This is a genomic window from Klebsiella sp. K-3 (assembly GCF_051207495.1).
GTDB classification, from domain to species: domain Bacteria; phylum Pseudomonadota; class Gammaproteobacteria; order Enterobacterales; family Enterobacteriaceae; genus Klebsiella; species Klebsiella aerogenes.
Window position 1 is genome coordinate 69,087 of the sequence record NZ_JBPNXF010000017.1, and the last position, 16,427, is coordinate 85,513.

The following is a 16,427-nucleotide window of genomic DNA, read 5'->3' on the forward strand; positions in this document are numbered from 1 at the left end:
GGCGCGATAAACAATACCTATAGCCGGGCTCGAACCCGGCTTTTTTATAACAACACCAACACAACAAACACTGTCGCAAGGAATACACTATGCTCGCCACGCTTACGCGGCTGTTCCCGTTATGGGCGCTGCTGCTCTCCGTATTGGCTTATTACACGCCAACCACTTTTACCCCTATCGGCCCGTGGGTCACCACGCTGCTGATGCTGATTATGTTCGGCATGGGCGTCCATTTGAAGCTGGACGATTTTAAGCGCGTGCTGTCACGACCGGCGCCGGTCGCAGCGGGAATTTTTCTGCATTACCTGGTGATGCCGCTCGCCGCCTGGGTACTGGCGCTGCTGTTCCACATGCCGCCAGAGCTCTCCGCCGGGATGGTGCTGGTCGGCAGCGTCGCCAGCGGAACCGCTTCCAACGTCATGATCTATCTGGCGAAAGGTGATGTCGCGCTGTCGGTAACTATCTCTTCCGTTTCTACGCTAGTTGGCGTGGTCGCCACGCCGCTTCTGACGCGCCTGTACGTTGATGCGCACATTCAGGTCGATGTGATGGGTATGCTGCTAAGCATCCTGCAAATCGTGGTGATCCCAATCGGCCTCGGTCTGATTGTTCATCACCTGTTGCCAAAAGTGGTGAAGGCGGTGGAGCCGTTCCTTCCCGCCTTCTCCATGCTGTGCATTCTGGCGATTATCAGCGCCGTGGTCGCCGGTTCGGCATCGCATATCGCCTCGGTTGGCCTGGTAGTCATCGTGGCGGTCATTCTGCATAACGCCATCGGCCTGCTCGGCGGCTACTGGGGCGGGCGCCTGTTCGGTTTTGATGAATCCACCTGCCGCACTCTGGCTATCGAAGTGGGTATGCAGAACTCTGGCCTCGCCGCGGCCCTCGGGAAAATTTACTTCGGCCCGCTGGCCGCCCTGCCCGGCGCGCTGTTCTCGGTATGGCATAACCTTTCCGGCTCGCTGCTGGCGGGTTACTGGTCCGGTAAGCCGACAACCAAAAAAGGCAACCAGCGCTAATCGGTATACGTCCGGGCCATATGCCCGGACGTGTCTTCCCTCCCCTTGCATTCTCGCAAGGGTAAGCTATCGGTAATTCACCTATTGCCGTACACTGGACTCTCTGGTCTGATTGAGGGCACCACCATGGCACTCCCCCGCATTACACAAAAAGAGATGACCGAGCGCGAACAGCGCGAATTGAAAACGCTGCTGGACCGCGCGCGTATCGCGCACGGCCGCCCGCTGAGCAATGCGGAAACGAACAGCGTAAAAAAGGAATATATCGATAAGCTGATGGCGCAGCGCGAAGCGGAAGCGAAGAAAGCCCGCCAGGCGAAAAAACAGCAGGCTTACAAAGTAGACAAAGAAGCGACATTTTCGTGGTCGGCGAATACGCCGACCCGCGGCAGGCGTTAGCGGCCTTTCTTTTTACGTCCCGGCTGAGCGAAACGTTTACCGTTCGAGGCCGGGCGGCCTTTATCGTTGGTTTTTTCCATCTTCACCACCGGGCGCTTGATCCCGGCGGTCGCCGCTTTGGCCTTCGGTTTAGCTTTTGGCTTCGCTTCGGAAGAGGAGTTTTCAATCAGCTTGAACAGGTCGATCAGCTCATCATCGGTTAAATCGCGCCACTCACCCAGCGGAATGCCCGTCAGGCTAACGTTCATAATGCGCGTCCGCTCCAGCTTCGTGACTTCATAGCCGAAATGCTCACACATGCGGCGGATCTGACGGTTTAACCCCTGAACCAGCGTAATGCGGAACACGAACGGCGCTTCTTTCTTGACCTTACATTTCTTGGTCACGGTACCGAGAATCGGTACGCCCGCTCCCATGCCCCGAATGAATTCATCGGTAACCGGTTTATCGACGGTAACCAGATACTCTTTTTCGTGGTCGTTGCCAGCGCGCAGGATTTTGTTCACCAGATCGCCGTGGTTGGTCAGGAAAATTAACCCCTGGGAATCTTTATCGAGACGGCCAATCGGGAACACGCGTTTACTGTGGTTCACGAAGTCGACGATATTATCGCGCTCGCCATCTTCGGTAGTGCTGACAATACCTACCGGCTTATTCAGCGCAATCAGCACCAAATCATCGGCTTCTCGCGGCTCAATCAGCTGACCGTTCACTTTCACCACATCGCCAGGCTTCACCTGATCGCCAATGGCGGCGCGCTTGCCGTTGATAAAGACGTTGCCTTGTTCAATAAAGCGGTCTGCTTCGCGGCGCGAGCAAATCCCGCTTTCGCTGATGTATTTGTTTAATCGAGTAGATGAGTCGGTCAGCATAGTTTCTCCTTTGACAGCGAAATATACCTCACCTTACTGGCGATAAAAAACAGGGATGGCGTTATTCATTACCCCATTGATTGAGGAAATTGGCGATATCGTCGATACGCTGTTCGGCAATGCCTGCTTCACGGGCCATCTCCTGCTGCGCTTCCTCGCTGATCTCCTCGTTATTCATTAAGCGCGTAATCAGCAGTTGAAAGTAATGCGCCAGACAATCGCGCTCGGACTCTTTTACCGCTTCTGCGCACTCCGTCGAGTACTCATCCACGATGTCATAATATTTCAGCGGTATTTCATTGTTCATAGGTCGTCTCCGGGGGAGTTAGCATCTGCGTTTTTCGGCCCCGATAATAACATTCAGCTTGCCTGCACCGTGAGCCATATCAGCGCCCCGACGCCGGGCCAATGATAGAATCGGCGTCAAATGACATGCTTACACAGGATGAAAAGATGGAACTGCTGTTACTGAGTAACTCTACGCTGCCGGGCAAAGCCTGGATGGAACATGCGCTGCCGCTGATTGCCGGCCAGGTCAAAGGCCGCCGTTCGGCGGTATTTATTCCCTTCGCCGGGGTGACGCAAAGCTGGGATGATTACACCGCCAAAGCCGCCGCAGTCATGGCGCCGATGGGCGTCAGCGTAACCGGTATCCACAGCGTCGCCGACCCTATCGCCGCCATTGAAAGTACCGAGATGGTCATCGTCGGCGGCGGAAACACCTTCCAGCTTCTGAAAGAGTGTCGCAGCCGCGGGCTGCTGGCGCCGATTGTCGATGTCGTCAAACGCGGGGCGTTGTATATCGGCTGGAGCGCGGGTTCTAACCTCGCCTGCCCGACCATTCGCACCACCAATGATATGCCAATTGTCGATCCTCAGGGGTTTGACGCGTTAGGGCTGTTCCCGCTGCAGATTAATCCACACTTCACCAACGCGCTGCCGACCGGGCATCAGGGTGAGACCCGTGAGCAACGTATTCGCGAATTGCTGGTCGTGGCGCCGGAATTAACGGTGATTGGCCTGCCGGAGGGGAACTGGATTCAGGTCAGCGACGGACACGCCACGCTCGGCGGCCCGAACCCGACGCTGTTGTTCAAAGCAGGAGAAGAAGCGGTAATCCTGGCTGCGGGCCACCGTTTCTAGGCTGGTTGGCGAACATTACCCGGATAGCGGCGCGTTGCGCCTTATCCGGGTTACCCTGCGTACATTCAGCTAATAATCATCCCGCTCGTCGTCTTCATCCGGCTGCTCCATCACGCTATAGGCAACAGCGCAGAACAGCGAGTTCAGACGCTTCATATCGCCCAACAGCGCCAGATGCAACGTACTGGTTTCGATACTCTGCACGTTTTGCTGATGCAGGCGGTCAACGTGCGCGTGCGAGTAACGGCGGTTAAGAATACGAAAACGGTGCTTACTGCGGCGCAACCGACGGGCGCTCGGCACGTCGCCGGAAAAGAAGACCGACATTGCCAGCTGCAGGTTACTGAGCAGTAGCTCGTATAACGCATCCAACTCTTTTAGCCCCTCGACGGAAAATGCGCGCCGCGCCGCCAGAGATTTATCGGCGATTTCGCTGCCCATTCGCTCGACGATGTCAGACGCCTGCTCCAGGTTGAGCGACATCTCGATAATTTCCGCCCAGCGGCGAGACTCCTCTTCCGCCAGCTCGTCCTTCGGCATCCGCGCCAGATAAAGCTTAATCGCCGTATACAGAACGTTGATATCGTCCGCCATCCGTCGCAGCTCTTTCTCTTCACGCGGCTCGCCGTGCATCACCTTGCGCAGGCTTTCCAGCATCTGCTCCATGGCGTCGCCGATACGCAGGGTCTCACGGGCGGCATTGGCCAACGCCAGCGCCGGCGTATCCAGCGCCGAGGGATCCAGATGCTTCGGCTTGAGATGGTTATCCAGCTCCGGCTCATCGCGGATCAGGCGTTTACACAGGTTCGCCATCGGCCCGGCGAATGGCACCATCGCCACGCAGCGAATCAGGTTGTAGAAGACGTGGAAGTAGATGACCAGCTCCGACTCTTCCAGCGGCAATTTGTGCATGACATCCGCCAGTACGTGCACAAATGGCAAAATTATCAAGCTCCCCACCAGCTTGAACAGCAGGCTGCCAAGCGCCACCCGCCGCGCCGCCGCATTGGCGCCGCTGTTGTTAAGCATCGCCAGCAGGCCTGAGCCAAGGTTAGCGCCGATAACCAGACATAGCGCCACCGGGAAAGAGATCACCCCGGTGCCGGTTAACGTTGCGGTCAGCAGCACGGCCGCCAGGCTGGAGTAACTGATAATGGCGAACACGGCGCCAATCAGCGCATCCAGCATGATATCGCCGGTCAGCGAGGCGAAAATCACCTGAACGCCGTTGGCCTGGGTAATCGGATGCACCGCCTGGACGATAAGCTCCAGCGCCAGCAGGATAAGCCCGAGGCCGATACCCACCCGTCCAAGCTGGCCCGCGCGGGTCTGTTTACGCCCGAGGAAGAAAATAACGCCGATAAATATCAGCAGCGGCGATAGCCAGGAGAGGTCGAAGGTCAGTACCCTCGCCATCAGCGCCGTCCCCACATCCGCACCCAGCACCATGACCAGCGCTGGCGCCAGCGCGACCAGATCCTGGGCCACAAACGACGTCACCAGCATGGTGGTGGCGTTACTGCTCTGCACCAGCGCGGTGACGCCAATCCCCGCGCAGAAGGCGAGCGGTTTTTTCTCCACGCTGCTGCTGAGCACGGTACGCAGGCGCGCGCCAAAGACGCGCATCACGCCGGTGCGCACAATATGGGTCCCCCACACCAGTAGGGCTACGGCGGAAAGTAGGTGTAACAGCGTTAACACAGAATCAGCTTCTCCTTATCGTAATAAGTGTTCCTGAGGTTTAAACCTCCCTTCAGTATAAGGGGTTAACTTCAATAAAGAGACAAGGCGCTCAAAGAGCGCCCTGTCTGACTGCTGGCAAAGAAGGAAAAAACGTGGTTTTTCCTTCTTTGTGGTTATCAGCCGAAAATCAATAAATTGATTTTCCATGTTTTTTATCTGGCGCAATCGGTAAGTCCAACGGTTGCATGAGGCTTGTCATCAACCTCAAGGCGCTCAAAGAGCGCCCTGTTTGTTGTAACGAAACATATTTCGTTAGTCGGCATCATAACCGAGGTTAGGGGCGAGCCAACGCTCAACTTCCGCCGCCGTCATCCCTTTACGCAGGGCGTAATCTTCCACCTGGTCGCGCTGGATCTGCGCCACGGCGAAGTACTTACTGTCCGGATGGCTGAAGTACCAGCCGGAAACCGATGCGCCAGGCCACATGGCGAAGGACTCGGTGAGCTTCATGCCGGTACGCGCTTCCACATCCAACAGTTCCCAGATGGTCGCTTTCTCGGTGTGTTCCGGGCAGGCCGGATAACCGGGCGCCGGGCGGATCCCCTGGTAGTTTTCGCGGATCAGCTCTTCATTGCTGAGATTCTCATTGGCCGCATAGCCCCAGTAAACCTTACGCACCTTCTCATGCAGATACTCGGCGAAGGCTTCCGCCAGGCGGTCGGCGATGGCTTTGACCATGATCTTGTTATAGTCGTCGTGCTGCGCTTCATAGGTTTCCGCCAGCGCGTCTTCTTCCAGCCCGCCGGTCACCGCGAAAGCCCCGATATAGTCCGCTTTACCGCTCAGCTTCGGTGCGACAAAATCGGCGAGGCAGTAGTTCGCGAAGCCGACTTTTTCGGTTTGCTGGCGCAGGTGATGGCTGACCGTCAGCACGTGGGTGCGGGTTTCATCACGATAGATTTCCACGTCGTCGCCAACGCGGTTGGCCGGGAACAACCCGACCACACCGCGCGGGTTGAGCGTTTTTTCGGCGCTGAGTTTATCCAGCAAATCGTTGGCGTCTTTAAACAGGCGTTGCGCCTCTTCACCCACCACTTCATCTTCCAGGATACGCGGATATTTACCCGCCAGCGACCAGGTCATAAAGAACGGCGTCCAGTCGATGTAGTTACGCAGCGTTTCGATGCTGGCTTCCACCTCCTGCACGCCCAGACGATGGGCTACCGGCGGAGTGTAGCTCTCCCAATCAAACGCCAGATCGTTTTCCCGCGCCGCCTGCAGAGTCACAGGCGGCGTGCGCGGCTTTTTGCGCCCGTGCTGAATACGCACCGTTTCATACTCTTTACGCGTACGGGCGACAAAATCATCGCGCTGGGTTGCCGACAGCAGGGCTGAGACCACCCCTACGGTACGCGAGGCGTTCTGCACGTAGACCGTCGGGCCACTGTAGTTCTGTTCGATTTTCACCGCGGTATGGGCTTTCGAGGTCGTCGCCCCGCCAATCAGCAGCGGGATGGTGAAGCCCTGACGCTCCATCTCTTTCGCCACGTTGACCATTTCGTCCAGCGACGGCGTGATAAGCCCGGAGAGGCCAATCAGATCGGCGTTTTCTTCGCGCGCGGTACGCAGGATTTTCTCTGCCGGCACCATCACGCCGAGATCGATAATTTCGTAGTTGTTGCACTGCAGCACTACACCGACGATGTTTTTACCAATATCGTGCACATCGCCTTTCACGGTGGCGATCACCATCTTACCGTTGCTGGAGCCCTGTTCTTTGCTGGCTTCGATGTAAGGTTCGAGGTAGGCCACCGCCTGTTTCATCACCCGCGCGGATTTTACCACCTGCGGCAGGAACATTTTGCCTTCGCCGAACAGGTCGCCGACCACGTTCATGCCGTCCATCAGCGGCCCTTCAATCACCTCAATCGGCCGTTCGGCCTGCTGGCGCGCCTCTTCCGTATCCTGCTCGATAAATTCGGTAATCCCTTTGACCAGCGAGTATTCAAGACGTTTTTTCACGTCCCAGCTGCGCCATTCCGCCTGCTGAGCGTTAGCGCCGTCGTCCACTTTGCTGCCGCGATATTTTTCCGCCAGCTCAAGCAATCTTTCGGTGCTGTCATCGCGGCGGTTAAGAATCACATCTTCAACCGCGTCGCGCAGCTCGCCAGGCAGATCGTCGTATATCGCCAGTTGGCCAGCATTGACGATACCCATGTCCATACCGTTGCGGATAGCGTAGTAGAGGAAGACGGCGTGGATCGCTTCACGTACCGGATCGTTACCGCGGAACGAGAACGACACGTTGGAGACGCCGCCGGAAATCAGCGCATGCGGCAGCTCGCGTTTAATGTCTTCGCAGGCGCCGATAAAGTCCTGAGCGTAGTTATTGTGCTCTTCAATACCGGTGGCGACGGCAAAAATGTTGGGGTCGAAGATAATATCTTCCGGCGGGAAGCCGACCTCTTCGGTGAGGATTTTGTAGGCGCGACGGCAAATTTCGATTTTGCGCTCGCGGGTATCGGCCTGGCCCACTTCATCAAAGGCCATGACCACCATTGCCGCGCCGTAGCGGCGAACCAGCTTAGCGTGATGAATAAAGAGTTCGACGCCCTCTTTCATCGAGATCGAGTTAACGATGCCCTTGCCCTGAATACACTTGAGCCCTTTTTCGATGACTTCCCACTTGGAGGAGTCGATCATAATCGGCACGCGGGCAATATCCGGTTCACCCGCTATCAGGTTGAGGAAACGCACCATCGCCGCTTCGGCATCGAGCATCCCCTCATCCATGTTGATATCGATAATCTGCGCGCCGCTTTCCACCTGCTGACGCGCCACGTCCAGCGCTTCGCTGTATTTCTCTTCTTTGATTAAGCGCTTAAATTTAGCGGAGCCGGTAACGTTGGTCCGCTCGCCCACGTTGACGAACAGACTATCGTCGCCGATGTTCAGCGGCTCCAGGCCCGACAGACGGCAGGCAACCGGGAGTTCAGGCAGCTGGCGCGGCGGCAAGCCCTCTACCGCCCGGCTCATGGCGGCGATATGTTCCGGGGTGGTGCCGCAACAGCCGCCGACAATATTAAGGAAACCTGCCTGCGCCCATTCGCGAATTTGCGCCGCCATGGTGTCGGCATCCAAATCATATTCGCCGAAGGCGTTCGGCAGGCCGGCGTTCGGGTGCGCGGTAACGTAGCATTCGGCGATCCGCGAAAGCTCCTGCACGTACTGGCGCAGCTCATCTGGCCCCAGCGCGCAGTTCAGGCCGAAGGTCAGGGCATCGGCGTGGCGCAGCGAATTATAGAACGCTTCGGTCGTCTGCCCGGACAGTGTACGTCCGGAGGCATCGGTGATAGTGCCGGAAATCATAATCGGCAGCTCGACGCCAAGCGCCTCAAATTCTTCTTTGACCGCGAAAATCGCCGCTTTGGCGTTCAGGGTGTCAAAGACCGTTTCAATCAGAATGAGATCCGAGCCGCCTTCCACCAGCGCTTTGGTGGATTCACGATAGGCGGCCACCAGCTGATCGAACGTAATATTCCGAAATGCCGGATCGTTGACGTCCGGAGAAATAGAAGCGGTGCGGTTGGTCGGCCCGAGCACCCCCGCCACATAGCGCGGTTTTTCCGGCGTACGCGCGGTCCATGCATCGGCGCTGGCGCGAGCCAACTTCGCGGCGGCAAAGTTGATTTCTGCCGACAGGGATTCCATCTGGTAATCCGCCATCGCGATGGTTGTCGAGTTGAAGGTGTTGGTCTCGATAATGTCCGCGCCGGCGGCGAAATAGGCGTCGTGGATCTCGCGGATGACCTCAGGCTTGCTGAGCACCAGCAGGTCGTTATTGCCTTTCAGGTCGCACGGCCAATCGGCAAAGCGTTCGCCGCGGAAATCCTGCTCACTCAGACGATAGCCCTGGATCATGGTGCCCATGCCCCCGTCCAGAACCAGAATGCGTTCTCTTAACTGCTGATGTAATTGTTCTACTTTGTTACTCACACAGACTCCCGACAGCGCTCAACTCAGACCAAAAAGCCAACAAACCATACTGGCATAAACCAACCTGCCGGAAAAGGAAACCTGCAGCAACATGAGACAAGTTCAACTTCACTCCTCCGATCAGTCCGGTTGTGATTGCATTATCGCCAAATAAAACGAAAATCATTTCCACGATACAGAAAAAAGGAGTTCATCATGGCTACCCCGGTTCCCGCCAAACGCGGCAGAAAACCCGCTGCCGCCGCCCCTGCCGCTCAGGCTGGCGGACAAGTGCAGTCGCTTACCCGCGGTCTGAAACTGCTTGAATGGATTTCTGAATCGCATAGCAGCGTCGCGCTCACCGAACTGGCGCAGCAGGCGGGGCTACCTAACTCCACCACCCATCGTCTGCTTACCACCATGCAGCAGCTCGGTTTTGTGCGCCAGGTCGGCGAGCTGGGGCACTGGGCGATTGGCGCGCATGCGTTTGTCGTCGGCAGCAGCTTCCTGCAAAGCCGCAATCTGCTGGCCATCGTCCATCCTATTCTGCGCCAGCTGATGGAAGATTCCGGCGAAACGGTCAACCTGGCGGTACTGGATAAAAGCGATCATCAGGCGATTATCATCGACCAGGTGCAATGTACGCAGCTGATGCGCATGTCGGCGCCGATTGGCGGCAAATTGCCGATGCACGCGTCAGGCGCCGGAAAAGCGTTTCTGTCGCAGTTGAGCGAAGAAGAGGTCACCACGCTGCTACATCGGAAAGGGCTGCATGCTTACACCCACGCCACCCTGGTTTCTCCGGTACATTTGAAAGAGGATTTGGCCCAGACGCGTAAACGCGGCTATTCATTTGATGATGAAGAACATGCGCTGGGGCTGCGCTGTATCGCTTCCTGCATTTACGACGAACACCGCGAGCCGTTCGCCGCAATCTCCATCTCCGGGCCGATTTCACGCATGACCGATGATCGGGTGACCGAGCTTGGCGCGCTTGTCATTAAGGCCGCCAAGGAAGTCACGTTGGCATACGGCGGGGTTAAATAATAAAAATGCCCCAGAGGGGCATTTTAAGTTGGCCTGATAAGCGTAGCGCCATCAGGCAGATCGGCGCACCTTGCCGGATGGCGGCGTAAACGCCTTATCCGGCCTACTGTCGGCGCCATAACGCACGCTAAAACGCTGCTTACGCCGGTAAGCGTAAACATCTTCCACGTGCCCGTTTTTAATGCGCGTCTGTAATTCGCGCCAGTAATCGGCACGCAGCAAATCGGCGTGCATTTCCTCCAGTAATGGCCCGATCCGCGGATCGGCGCACAACCAGTGACGGAACTCTTCCGGGAAGACATCGCCAGGGGACACGCTATACCAGGGTTCACTGGCCAACTCATCTTCCGGATAGCGCGGCGGCGGAATATCGCGGAAATTCACCTCGGTCATATAGCAAATTTCATCGTAATCGTAGAATACCACCCGTCCGTGGCGCGTGACGCCGAAGTTTTTGAACAGCATGTCGCCGGGGAAGATATTGGCGGCCGCCAGTTGGCGAATGGCATTACCGTACTCTTCTACCGCGTCGCGCAGCGCCTGGCCTTCCACCTGCTCCAGCCAGATATTGAGCGGCACCATCCGTCGTTCAATATAAAGATGACTGATGGCAATGCGATCGCCGAGGTCGGTCAACTTATTCCCCGCTTCCGCCTGCAACAGCGCCATCAGCCCGGGCGCAATTTGTCGCTTATCGAGCACAAAGTTTTCAAATTCCTGAGTATCCGCCATTCGCCCGACGCGGTCGTGTTCTTTGACCAGCTGATAGCAGGCACGAACGTGGGCGGCGGTCATCTCTTTTTGCGGCGCAAAGCGGTCTTTAATCACCTTAAATACCCGGTCGAATCCCGGCAGGGTAAAGACCAACATCACCATCCCACGGATGCCAGGCGCTTCGATAAATTGCTCATCACTGCGGGTAACATAGTGCAGGTACTCGCGATAACTTTCCGTTTTAGCATGCTTCTGACAGCCTATCGCCATATACAGCTCGGCGGTAGTTTTTCCCGGCAGAATCTCGCGCAGCCATTCAACCAGCGCCGCGGGCAGCGGCGCGTAGACCATGAAATAGGAGCGGGCGAAACCAAAGACGATACTCGCCTCGGCGTGAGTCGTCAGACAGGCATCAACAAACAGCTGCCCGTCATCGCTACGATGTATCGGCAGCAGGAACGGCAGCGTCGCCATCGGCGTGATCAATTTACCCACCAGCCAGGCGGCTTTATTACGATAAAAAAGCTCATTCGCCACCTGCAGATGCGACTGCGACAGCAACTCGCCACCGAGAGCTTCGCGTAAATGACTGACGATATAACCGATATCACGCCCTTTGTTTTGCCACGGCAGGCGCAGCGGCAAATCGGCAAGCAGGTTATGCATCAGGTATTCCCAGCCGCGTTCGGGATAAAAGTCCTTCGCCAGCGGTCGCGAAATCGTGCGAAAACGACGTTCCGGCTGGGAGCTAAAAATAAAGAGCCGCTCGGGGGTCAGCGAGCGGTGGTCAAACAGTCGGCAGTAGACCGAGTTGAAAAAGCTCTCCGCAATTTCAAAGCGAGGGTAATCCGGCAACAGTTGGGTGTACTGCTGTTTCACCCGCAGAAGAAAATCGACGTCGGTACTTTTCCCTTCGGTAATGCAGCGCAGCTGTTCTACCACCAGACCCACGTGGTGATCGTAGAGATGGATACGCTGCTTCATCGCCTGCTGCACGGCGTGCCAGTCAGCCTGTTCAAAGCGCTGCTGCGCGCCGGAAGTGACTTCCAGAAAACGCCCGTACTGGGCGTCGAATCCCTGTAAAATGGTTTGGGCAATCAGTAGTTCCAGGCCACGCGTCATCGCTTTCCCCCATCCGGCACAACATCATGCCGGATGGCGCGTTAGCTTATCCGGCCTACACCTTTGTAGGCCCGGTAAGCGCAGCGCCACCGGGCATTGCTTAAAACTGTGATTCTTCGGTCGAGCCGGTCAGCGCCGTTACCGACGAGGTCCCCCCCTGGATAATGGTGGTCACTTTGTCGAAGTACCCGGTGCCCACTTCCTGCTGATGCGAGACGAAGGTGTAGCCTTCCGGCCCAGCGGCAAACTCCGGCTGCTGAACCTTTTCGACATAGTGACGCATGCCTTCGCCCTGCGCGTAGGCGTGAGCCAGGTCGAACATGTTGAACCACATGCTGTGAATACCCGCCAGGGTAATGAACTGGAATTTATAGCCCATATCCGATAGCTGCTGCTGGAAGCTGGCGATGGTTTTATCGTCGAGATTCTTCTTCCAGTTAAAGGATGGCGAGCAGTTATAGGCCAGCAGCTTGCCCGGGAAGCGGGCGTGAATCGCCTCGGCGAAACGGCGTGCCTGTTCAATGTCCGGTTTGGAGGTTTCACACCATACCAGGTCAGCGTAAGGGGCGTAGGCCAGGCCGCGGCTGATTGCCTGTTCGATTCCGGCATGGGTGCGATAAAAACCTTCGCTGGTGCGATCGCCGGAGATAAACTCGCGATCGTAAGGATCGCAATCCGAGGTAATCAGGTCAGCGGCATCGGCGTCGGTACGGGCAATAAGCAGCGTCGGCACGCCCATCACATCCGCCGCCAGGCGCGCAGCGACCAGCTTCTGAATCGCTTCTTGCGTCGGCACCAGCACCTTGCCGCCCATATGTCCGCACTTCTTCACCGACGCCAGCTGATCTTCGAAATGCACGGCCGCTGCACCGGCCGCAATCATCGATTTCATCAGCTCAAAGGCGTTCAGTACGCCGCCAAAACCGGCTTCCGCGTCGGCGACGATCGGCAGGAAATAGTCGATAAAACGCGGATCGTTCGGCTCAATCCCCGCCGCCCACTGGATCTGATCGGCGCGACGGAAGGTGTTGTTGATCCGATCAACTACCGACGGCACCGAGTTAGCCGGGTACAACGATTGATCCGGGTACATACTGGAGGCCAGGTTGGCGTCGGCGGCGACCTGCCAGCCAGACAAGTAGATGGCTTCAATGCCCGCCTTCGCCTGCTGCAGCGCCTGGCCGCCGGTTAACGCGCCAAGGCTATTGATATAACCCTTTTTCGCTTCACCATGCAGCAGACGCCACATTTTCGCCGCGCCAAGCTGCGCCAGCGTGCATTCCGGGTTCACCGAGCCGCGTAACTTCACCACCTCTTCCGCGCTATATGGGCGGGTAATGCCTTCCCAGCGCGGGTTCGTCCACTCTTTGTTTAATTCTTCGATTTGTTGGGTACGGGTTTTCATGTGCAGATGCTCCATATTGTGATGGGGTGAATTACGCCAACAGGCGGTAACCTGGCAGAGTCAGGAAGTCGATCAGTTCGTCGGAAGTGGTGATTTGCTCCATCAGCCGCGCCGCATCGTCAAAGCGACCGTGGCTGAAGCGGTGTTCCCCCAACTCTTCCTGAATCACCATCAGCTCTTCAGCCAGCCACTGGCGGAACAGCGCCTTGGTAACCGGTGTACCGTCATTCAGGGTTTTCTGGTGATGGATCCACTGCCAGATAGAGGTACGCGAAATCTCAGCCGTCGCCGCATCTTCCATCAGGCCGTAAATCGGTACGCAACCGTTGCCGGAGATCCAGGCCTCAATGTACTGCACCGCTACGCGGATATTGGCGCGCATGCCGGCTTCAGTACGCTCGCCCTCGCAGGGAGCCAGCAGCTGCTCGGCGGTAATCGGCGCGTCGTCATTGCGGGTAACAAACAGCTGGTTAGGATGTTCACCCAGTACGCGGTTAAAGACGTTCATCGCCGTATCCGCAAGGCCCGGATGCGCAATCCAGGTGCCATCGTGGCCATTGTTGGCCTCCAGCTCTTTATCGGCGGTGACTTTATTTAGCACCTGACGATTGCGTTCGGCATCTTTGCTCGGGATAAACGCCGCCATACCGCCCATCGCGAAGGCGCCGCGCTTATGGCAAGTCTTAATCAGCAGGCGTGAATAGGCGCTCAGGAAAGGTTTATCCATCGTCACCACCTGGCGATCCGGCAGGACACGGTCGGGGTGATTTTTCAGCGTCTTGATATAACTGAAGATATAGTCCCAGCGCCCGCAGTTCAGGCCAACAATATGGTCGCGCAGCGCATGCAGGATTTCATCCATCTGGAATACTGCCGGCAGCGTCTCAATCAGCAACGTGGCCTTAATGGTGCCCCGCGGCAGCTCAAAACGATCCTCGGTGAAACTGAAGACTTTGCTCCACCATGCCGCCTCTTGCCAGGACTGGGTTTTCGGCAGATAGAAATAGGGGCCGCTCCCTTTCGCCAGCAGCGCCTGGTAGTTGTGGAAGAAATAGAGCGCAAAATCGAACAAACTGCCGGGAATCGCCTCACCACGCCAGGTAACGTGCTTCTCCGGCAGATGCAGGCCGCGAACGCGGCAGACCAGTACCGCGGGATCGGGCTGCAACTGATAAATTTTCCCCGCTTCGTTGGTGTAGCTGATGGTGCCATTGACCGCATCGCGCAGATTGATTTGGCCATCAATCACTTTGTGCCAATCCGGCGCCAGCGAGTCTTCGAAATCAGCCATAAAGACTTTAACGTTAGCATTCAGGGCGTTAATTACCATCTTGCGTTCAACCGGACCGGTGATTTCTACGCGGCGGTCCTGCAAATCGGCCGGAATACCGCGTATCTTCCAGCCACCATTACGAATGGAAGCCGTTTCCGAAATAAAATCAGGAAGATTACCACCATCAATGGCCTGCTGTTGCAGGACGCGTGCCGCCAACAGCTGATTACGCTCAGGCATAAAACGGCTCACCAGTTCCGTCAGGAACTCCACCGCTTCCGCAGTCAGAATTTGCTTCTCCTGCTCGCCATAAGGCTGGCTGAAGGCCAGTTCATCGGTCATTGTCGCCTGGTGCGTCATTGTGCAGCTCCTCTTGGTTGATCCTGGTAGCGCGAGCGAAAGATCGTTGTCTGCTTTTCGCTCAGCACAATTAAGACTACTCAAGAATTTTTCAAAATCAAAAACAATTTCCATTTTTAATTTAAAATCAATTCAACACTTTGATAACAAAGAAATTAAAGTTTAAATAGAAGGGGAAGTAATTTTCGGAAATAAAAAAGGCACCCTAAGGTGCCTGAGGCGAGATGCTGAAACGCTTTAGGATCGTACGCGCTGGTAGATTAATCCAGCGTTGGATTCATATGACGCAGATCGTATGGTGTGATTTGGTAGACGTAATAGTTAAGCCAGTTAGCAAACAGGAGATTGCCATGGCTGCGCCAGGTCGCCCGCGGTTTATTGTTTGGATCGTTATTCGGGAAGTAGTTGTCCGGAAGCTGTGGCGCTAAACCAGCCTCCAGATCGCGGAAGTATTCACTTGCCAGGGTATGCGGATCGTATTCAGGGTGACCGGTAACAAAAGCGATACGTTTATCTTTGCTGGCGAAAAGATAGGCATCGCCATCTTCGGTTTCAGCAAGAATGTCGAGGTCGGTGTAATCACGAATCAGCCCGGCCGGGAAGTCGGCATAGCGCGAATGAGGCGCAAGGAAGGTGTCATCAAACCCGCGAGTCAGCAGCGCATGCGGGTGCAAAATATGGTGTTCATAAACGCCAGAGATCTTTTCGGTACGAGTTTGCTTGGGGATACCATAAAGAATATTCAACGCCGCCTGTACCGCCCAACAGACAAATAGTGTTGACGTGACGTGATCCTTAGCCCACTCCAGTACCTGTTTGATCTGTGGCCAGTAGGCAACATCGTTAAATTCAACCAGCCCCAACGGCGCGCCGGTAACAATAAGACCATCGAAGTTCTGCTCGCGAATGTCGTCAAAGTTGCAGTAAAAGTTATTCAGATGCTCCGTCGGCGTATTACGCGACTCACGCGCATCGATGCGTAGCAGTTGGATATCGACCTGTAGCGGCGAGTTCGACAGCAGCCGCAGGAACTGATTCTCCGTCTCGATCTTCTTTGGCATTAGATTGAGAATTAACACCTTCAGCGGGCGGATTTCCTGAGTGGTGGCACGCGATGTCGTCATCACGAAGACGTTTTCATCGCGCAAGAAATTGACGGCCGGTAGCTCGTCCTGCACCCGAATTGGCATAGCTGTATCACCCCATTACATACGTATAAACGTTTAGACATCCAGATAGCTGACAATAACCAGGAATAAGCAAAATGTCGAGTCTGCAAGTGGAAGGTGAGAAAGTTTCAAGGAGGATTTAAAAGGTTGGATCTCACGCAGGCAGTGCAGGCCGGGGAAGTATTGATATGGTCGCTTTCCCCGGGGGCGGCGCGAGGCGCCTTTCCCGGGCTACGGGTTGCTACG

Annotated in this window: 12 protein-coding genes; 4 read left to right on the plus strand and 8 right to left on the minus strand. The window is 56.2% G+C overall.

Annotated features, from left to right (window positions below; all coding sequences use genetic code 11):
• Positions 1-89 precede the first annotated feature (89 nt).
• Together panS and ACSEMK_RS22465 are read left to right on the plus strand one after the other, a co-directional pair.
• A complete protein-coding gene (gene panS / locus ACSEMK_RS22460) occupies positions 90-1,019 on the plus strand; it encodes a ketopantoate/pantoate/pantothenate transporter PanS (RefSeq protein ID WP_015368789.1) in 930 nt (309 codons plus the stop codon).
• A gap of 126 nt (positions 1,020-1,145) precedes the next feature.
• On the plus strand, positions 1,146-1,418 hold the full coding sequence (locus tag ACSEMK_RS22465) for a DUF3811 domain-containing protein (protein WP_045379134.1): 273 nt from the start codon (positions 1,146-1,148) through the stop codon (positions 1,416-1,418).
• Here ACSEMK_RS22465 and rluF read toward each other — a convergent pair.
• Together rluF and ACSEMK_RS22475 are read right to left on the minus strand one after the other, a co-directional pair.
• On the minus strand, positions 1,415-2,290 hold the full coding sequence (gene rluF / locus ACSEMK_RS22470; protein WP_213317898.1) for a 23S rRNA pseudouridine(2604) synthase RluF: 876 nt from the start codon (positions 2,288-2,290) through the stop codon (positions 1,415-1,417). The two genes, ACSEMK_RS22465 and rluF, sit on opposite strands and share 4 nt — an antisense overlap.
• 61 nt (positions 2,291-2,351) lie before the next feature.
• Positions 2,352-2,597 (minus strand): YmjA family protein, encoded by a 246-nt coding sequence (locus tag ACSEMK_RS22475; RefSeq protein WP_020079884.1) that lies wholly within the window; start codon positions 2,595-2,597, stop codon positions 2,352-2,354.
• 146 nt (positions 2,598-2,743) lie between these two features.
• On the opposite strand from ACSEMK_RS22475, the gene pepE reads away from it, so the two are divergent.
• On the plus strand, positions 2,744-3,433 hold the full coding sequence (gene pepE / locus ACSEMK_RS22480) for a dipeptidase PepE (protein WP_271032798.1): 690 nt from the start codon (positions 2,744-2,746) through the stop codon (positions 3,431-3,433).
• 69 nt (positions 3,434-3,502) lie between these two features.
• On the opposite strand, the gene ACSEMK_RS22485 is transcribed toward pepE, so the two are convergent.
• Positions 3,503-5,134: a Na/Pi cotransporter family protein gene (locus ACSEMK_RS22485; protein ID WP_015368796.1), complete on the minus strand. Its 1,632-nt coding sequence runs from the start codon at positions 5,132-5,134 to the stop codon at positions 3,503-3,505.
• Positions 5,135-5,428: 294 nt separating this feature from the next.
• Positions 5,429-9,112 carry a methionine synthase gene (metH, locus tag ACSEMK_RS22490; RefSeq protein ID WP_213317897.1) on the minus strand — a complete coding sequence of 1,228 codons (3,684 nt, stop codon included), beginning with the start codon at positions 9,110-9,112 and terminating at the stop codon, positions 5,429-5,431.
• Positions 9,113-9,307: 195 nt separating this feature from the next.
• Between metH and iclR the strand changes: the two genes are divergently transcribed.
• Complete coding sequence (iclR, locus tag ACSEMK_RS22495; protein ID WP_020079887.1) at positions 9,308-10,138, plus strand: glyoxylate bypass operon transcriptional repressor IclR; 831 nt, start codon at positions 9,308-9,310, stop codon at positions 10,136-10,138.
• 51 nt (positions 10,139-10,189) lie between these two features.
• On the opposite strand, the gene aceK is transcribed toward iclR, so the two are convergent.
• The 4 genes from aceK to metA all read right to left on the minus strand — a co-directional run bounded on the left by aceK (position 10,190) and on the right by metA (position 16,202).
• Positions 10,190-11,974, minus strand: coding sequence for a bifunctional isocitrate dehydrogenase kinase/phosphatase (gene aceK, locus ACSEMK_RS22500; protein WP_271032799.1), 1,785 nt, complete (start codon positions 11,972-11,974; stop codon positions 10,190-10,192).
• Between the two features lie 100 nt (positions 11,975-12,074).
• Complete coding sequence (aceA, locus tag ACSEMK_RS22505; RefSeq protein WP_015368800.1) at positions 12,075-13,379, minus strand: isocitrate lyase; 1,305 nt, start codon at positions 13,377-13,379, stop codon at positions 12,075-12,077.
• A 31-nt stretch (positions 13,380-13,410) separates the two neighbouring features.
• Complete coding sequence (gene aceB / locus ACSEMK_RS22510) at positions 13,411-15,012, minus strand: malate synthase A (RefSeq protein WP_430915469.1); 1,602 nt, start codon at positions 15,010-15,012, stop codon at positions 13,411-13,413.
• A gap of 260 nt (positions 15,013-15,272) precedes the next feature.
• On the minus strand, positions 15,273-16,202 hold the full coding sequence (metA, locus tag ACSEMK_RS22515) for a homoserine O-acetyltransferase MetA (protein ID WP_045396850.1): 930 nt from the start codon (positions 16,200-16,202) through the stop codon (positions 15,273-15,275).
• Positions 16,203-16,427: the final 225 nt, after the last annotated feature.

What these genes read in the sequence shown, in the direction of transcription:
- panS (WP_015368789.1), top strand. Translation starts at nt 90, where the DNA reads ATGCTCGCCACGCTTACGCGGCTGTTCCCGTTATGGGCGCTGCTGCTC.
- ACSEMK_RS22465 (WP_045379134.1), top strand. Translation starts at nt 1,146, where the DNA reads ATGGCACTCCCCCGCATTACACAAAAAGAGATGACCGAGCGCGAACAG.
- rluF (WP_213317898.1), bottom strand. Translation starts at nt 2,290, where the DNA reads ATGCTGACCGACTCATCTACTCGATTAAACAAATACATCAGCGAAAGC.
- ACSEMK_RS22475 (WP_020079884.1), bottom strand. Translation starts at nt 2,597, where the DNA reads ATGAACAATGAAATACCGCTGAAATATTATGACATCGTGGATGAGTAC.
- pepE (WP_271032798.1), top strand. Translation starts at nt 2,744, where the DNA reads ATGGAACTGCTGTTACTGAGTAACTCTACGCTGCCGGGCAAAGCCTGG.
- iclR (WP_020079887.1), top strand. Translation starts at nt 9,308, where the DNA reads ATGGCTACCCCGGTTCCCGCCAAACGCGGCAGAAAACCCGCTGCCGCC.
- aceK (WP_271032799.1), bottom strand. Translation starts at nt 11,974, where the DNA reads ATGACGCGTGGCCTGGAACTACTGATTGCCCAAACCATTTTACAGGGA.
- aceA (WP_015368800.1), bottom strand. Translation starts at nt 13,379, where the DNA reads ATGAAAACCCGTACCCAACAAATCGAAGAATTAAACAAAGAGTGGACG.
- aceB (WP_430915469.1), bottom strand. Translation starts at nt 15,012, where the DNA reads ATGACGCACCAGGCGACAATGACCGATGAACTGGCCTTCAGCCAGCCT.
- metA (WP_045396850.1), bottom strand. Translation starts at nt 16,202, where the DNA reads ATGCCAATTCGGGTGCAGGACGAGCTACCGGCCGTCAATTTCTTGCGC.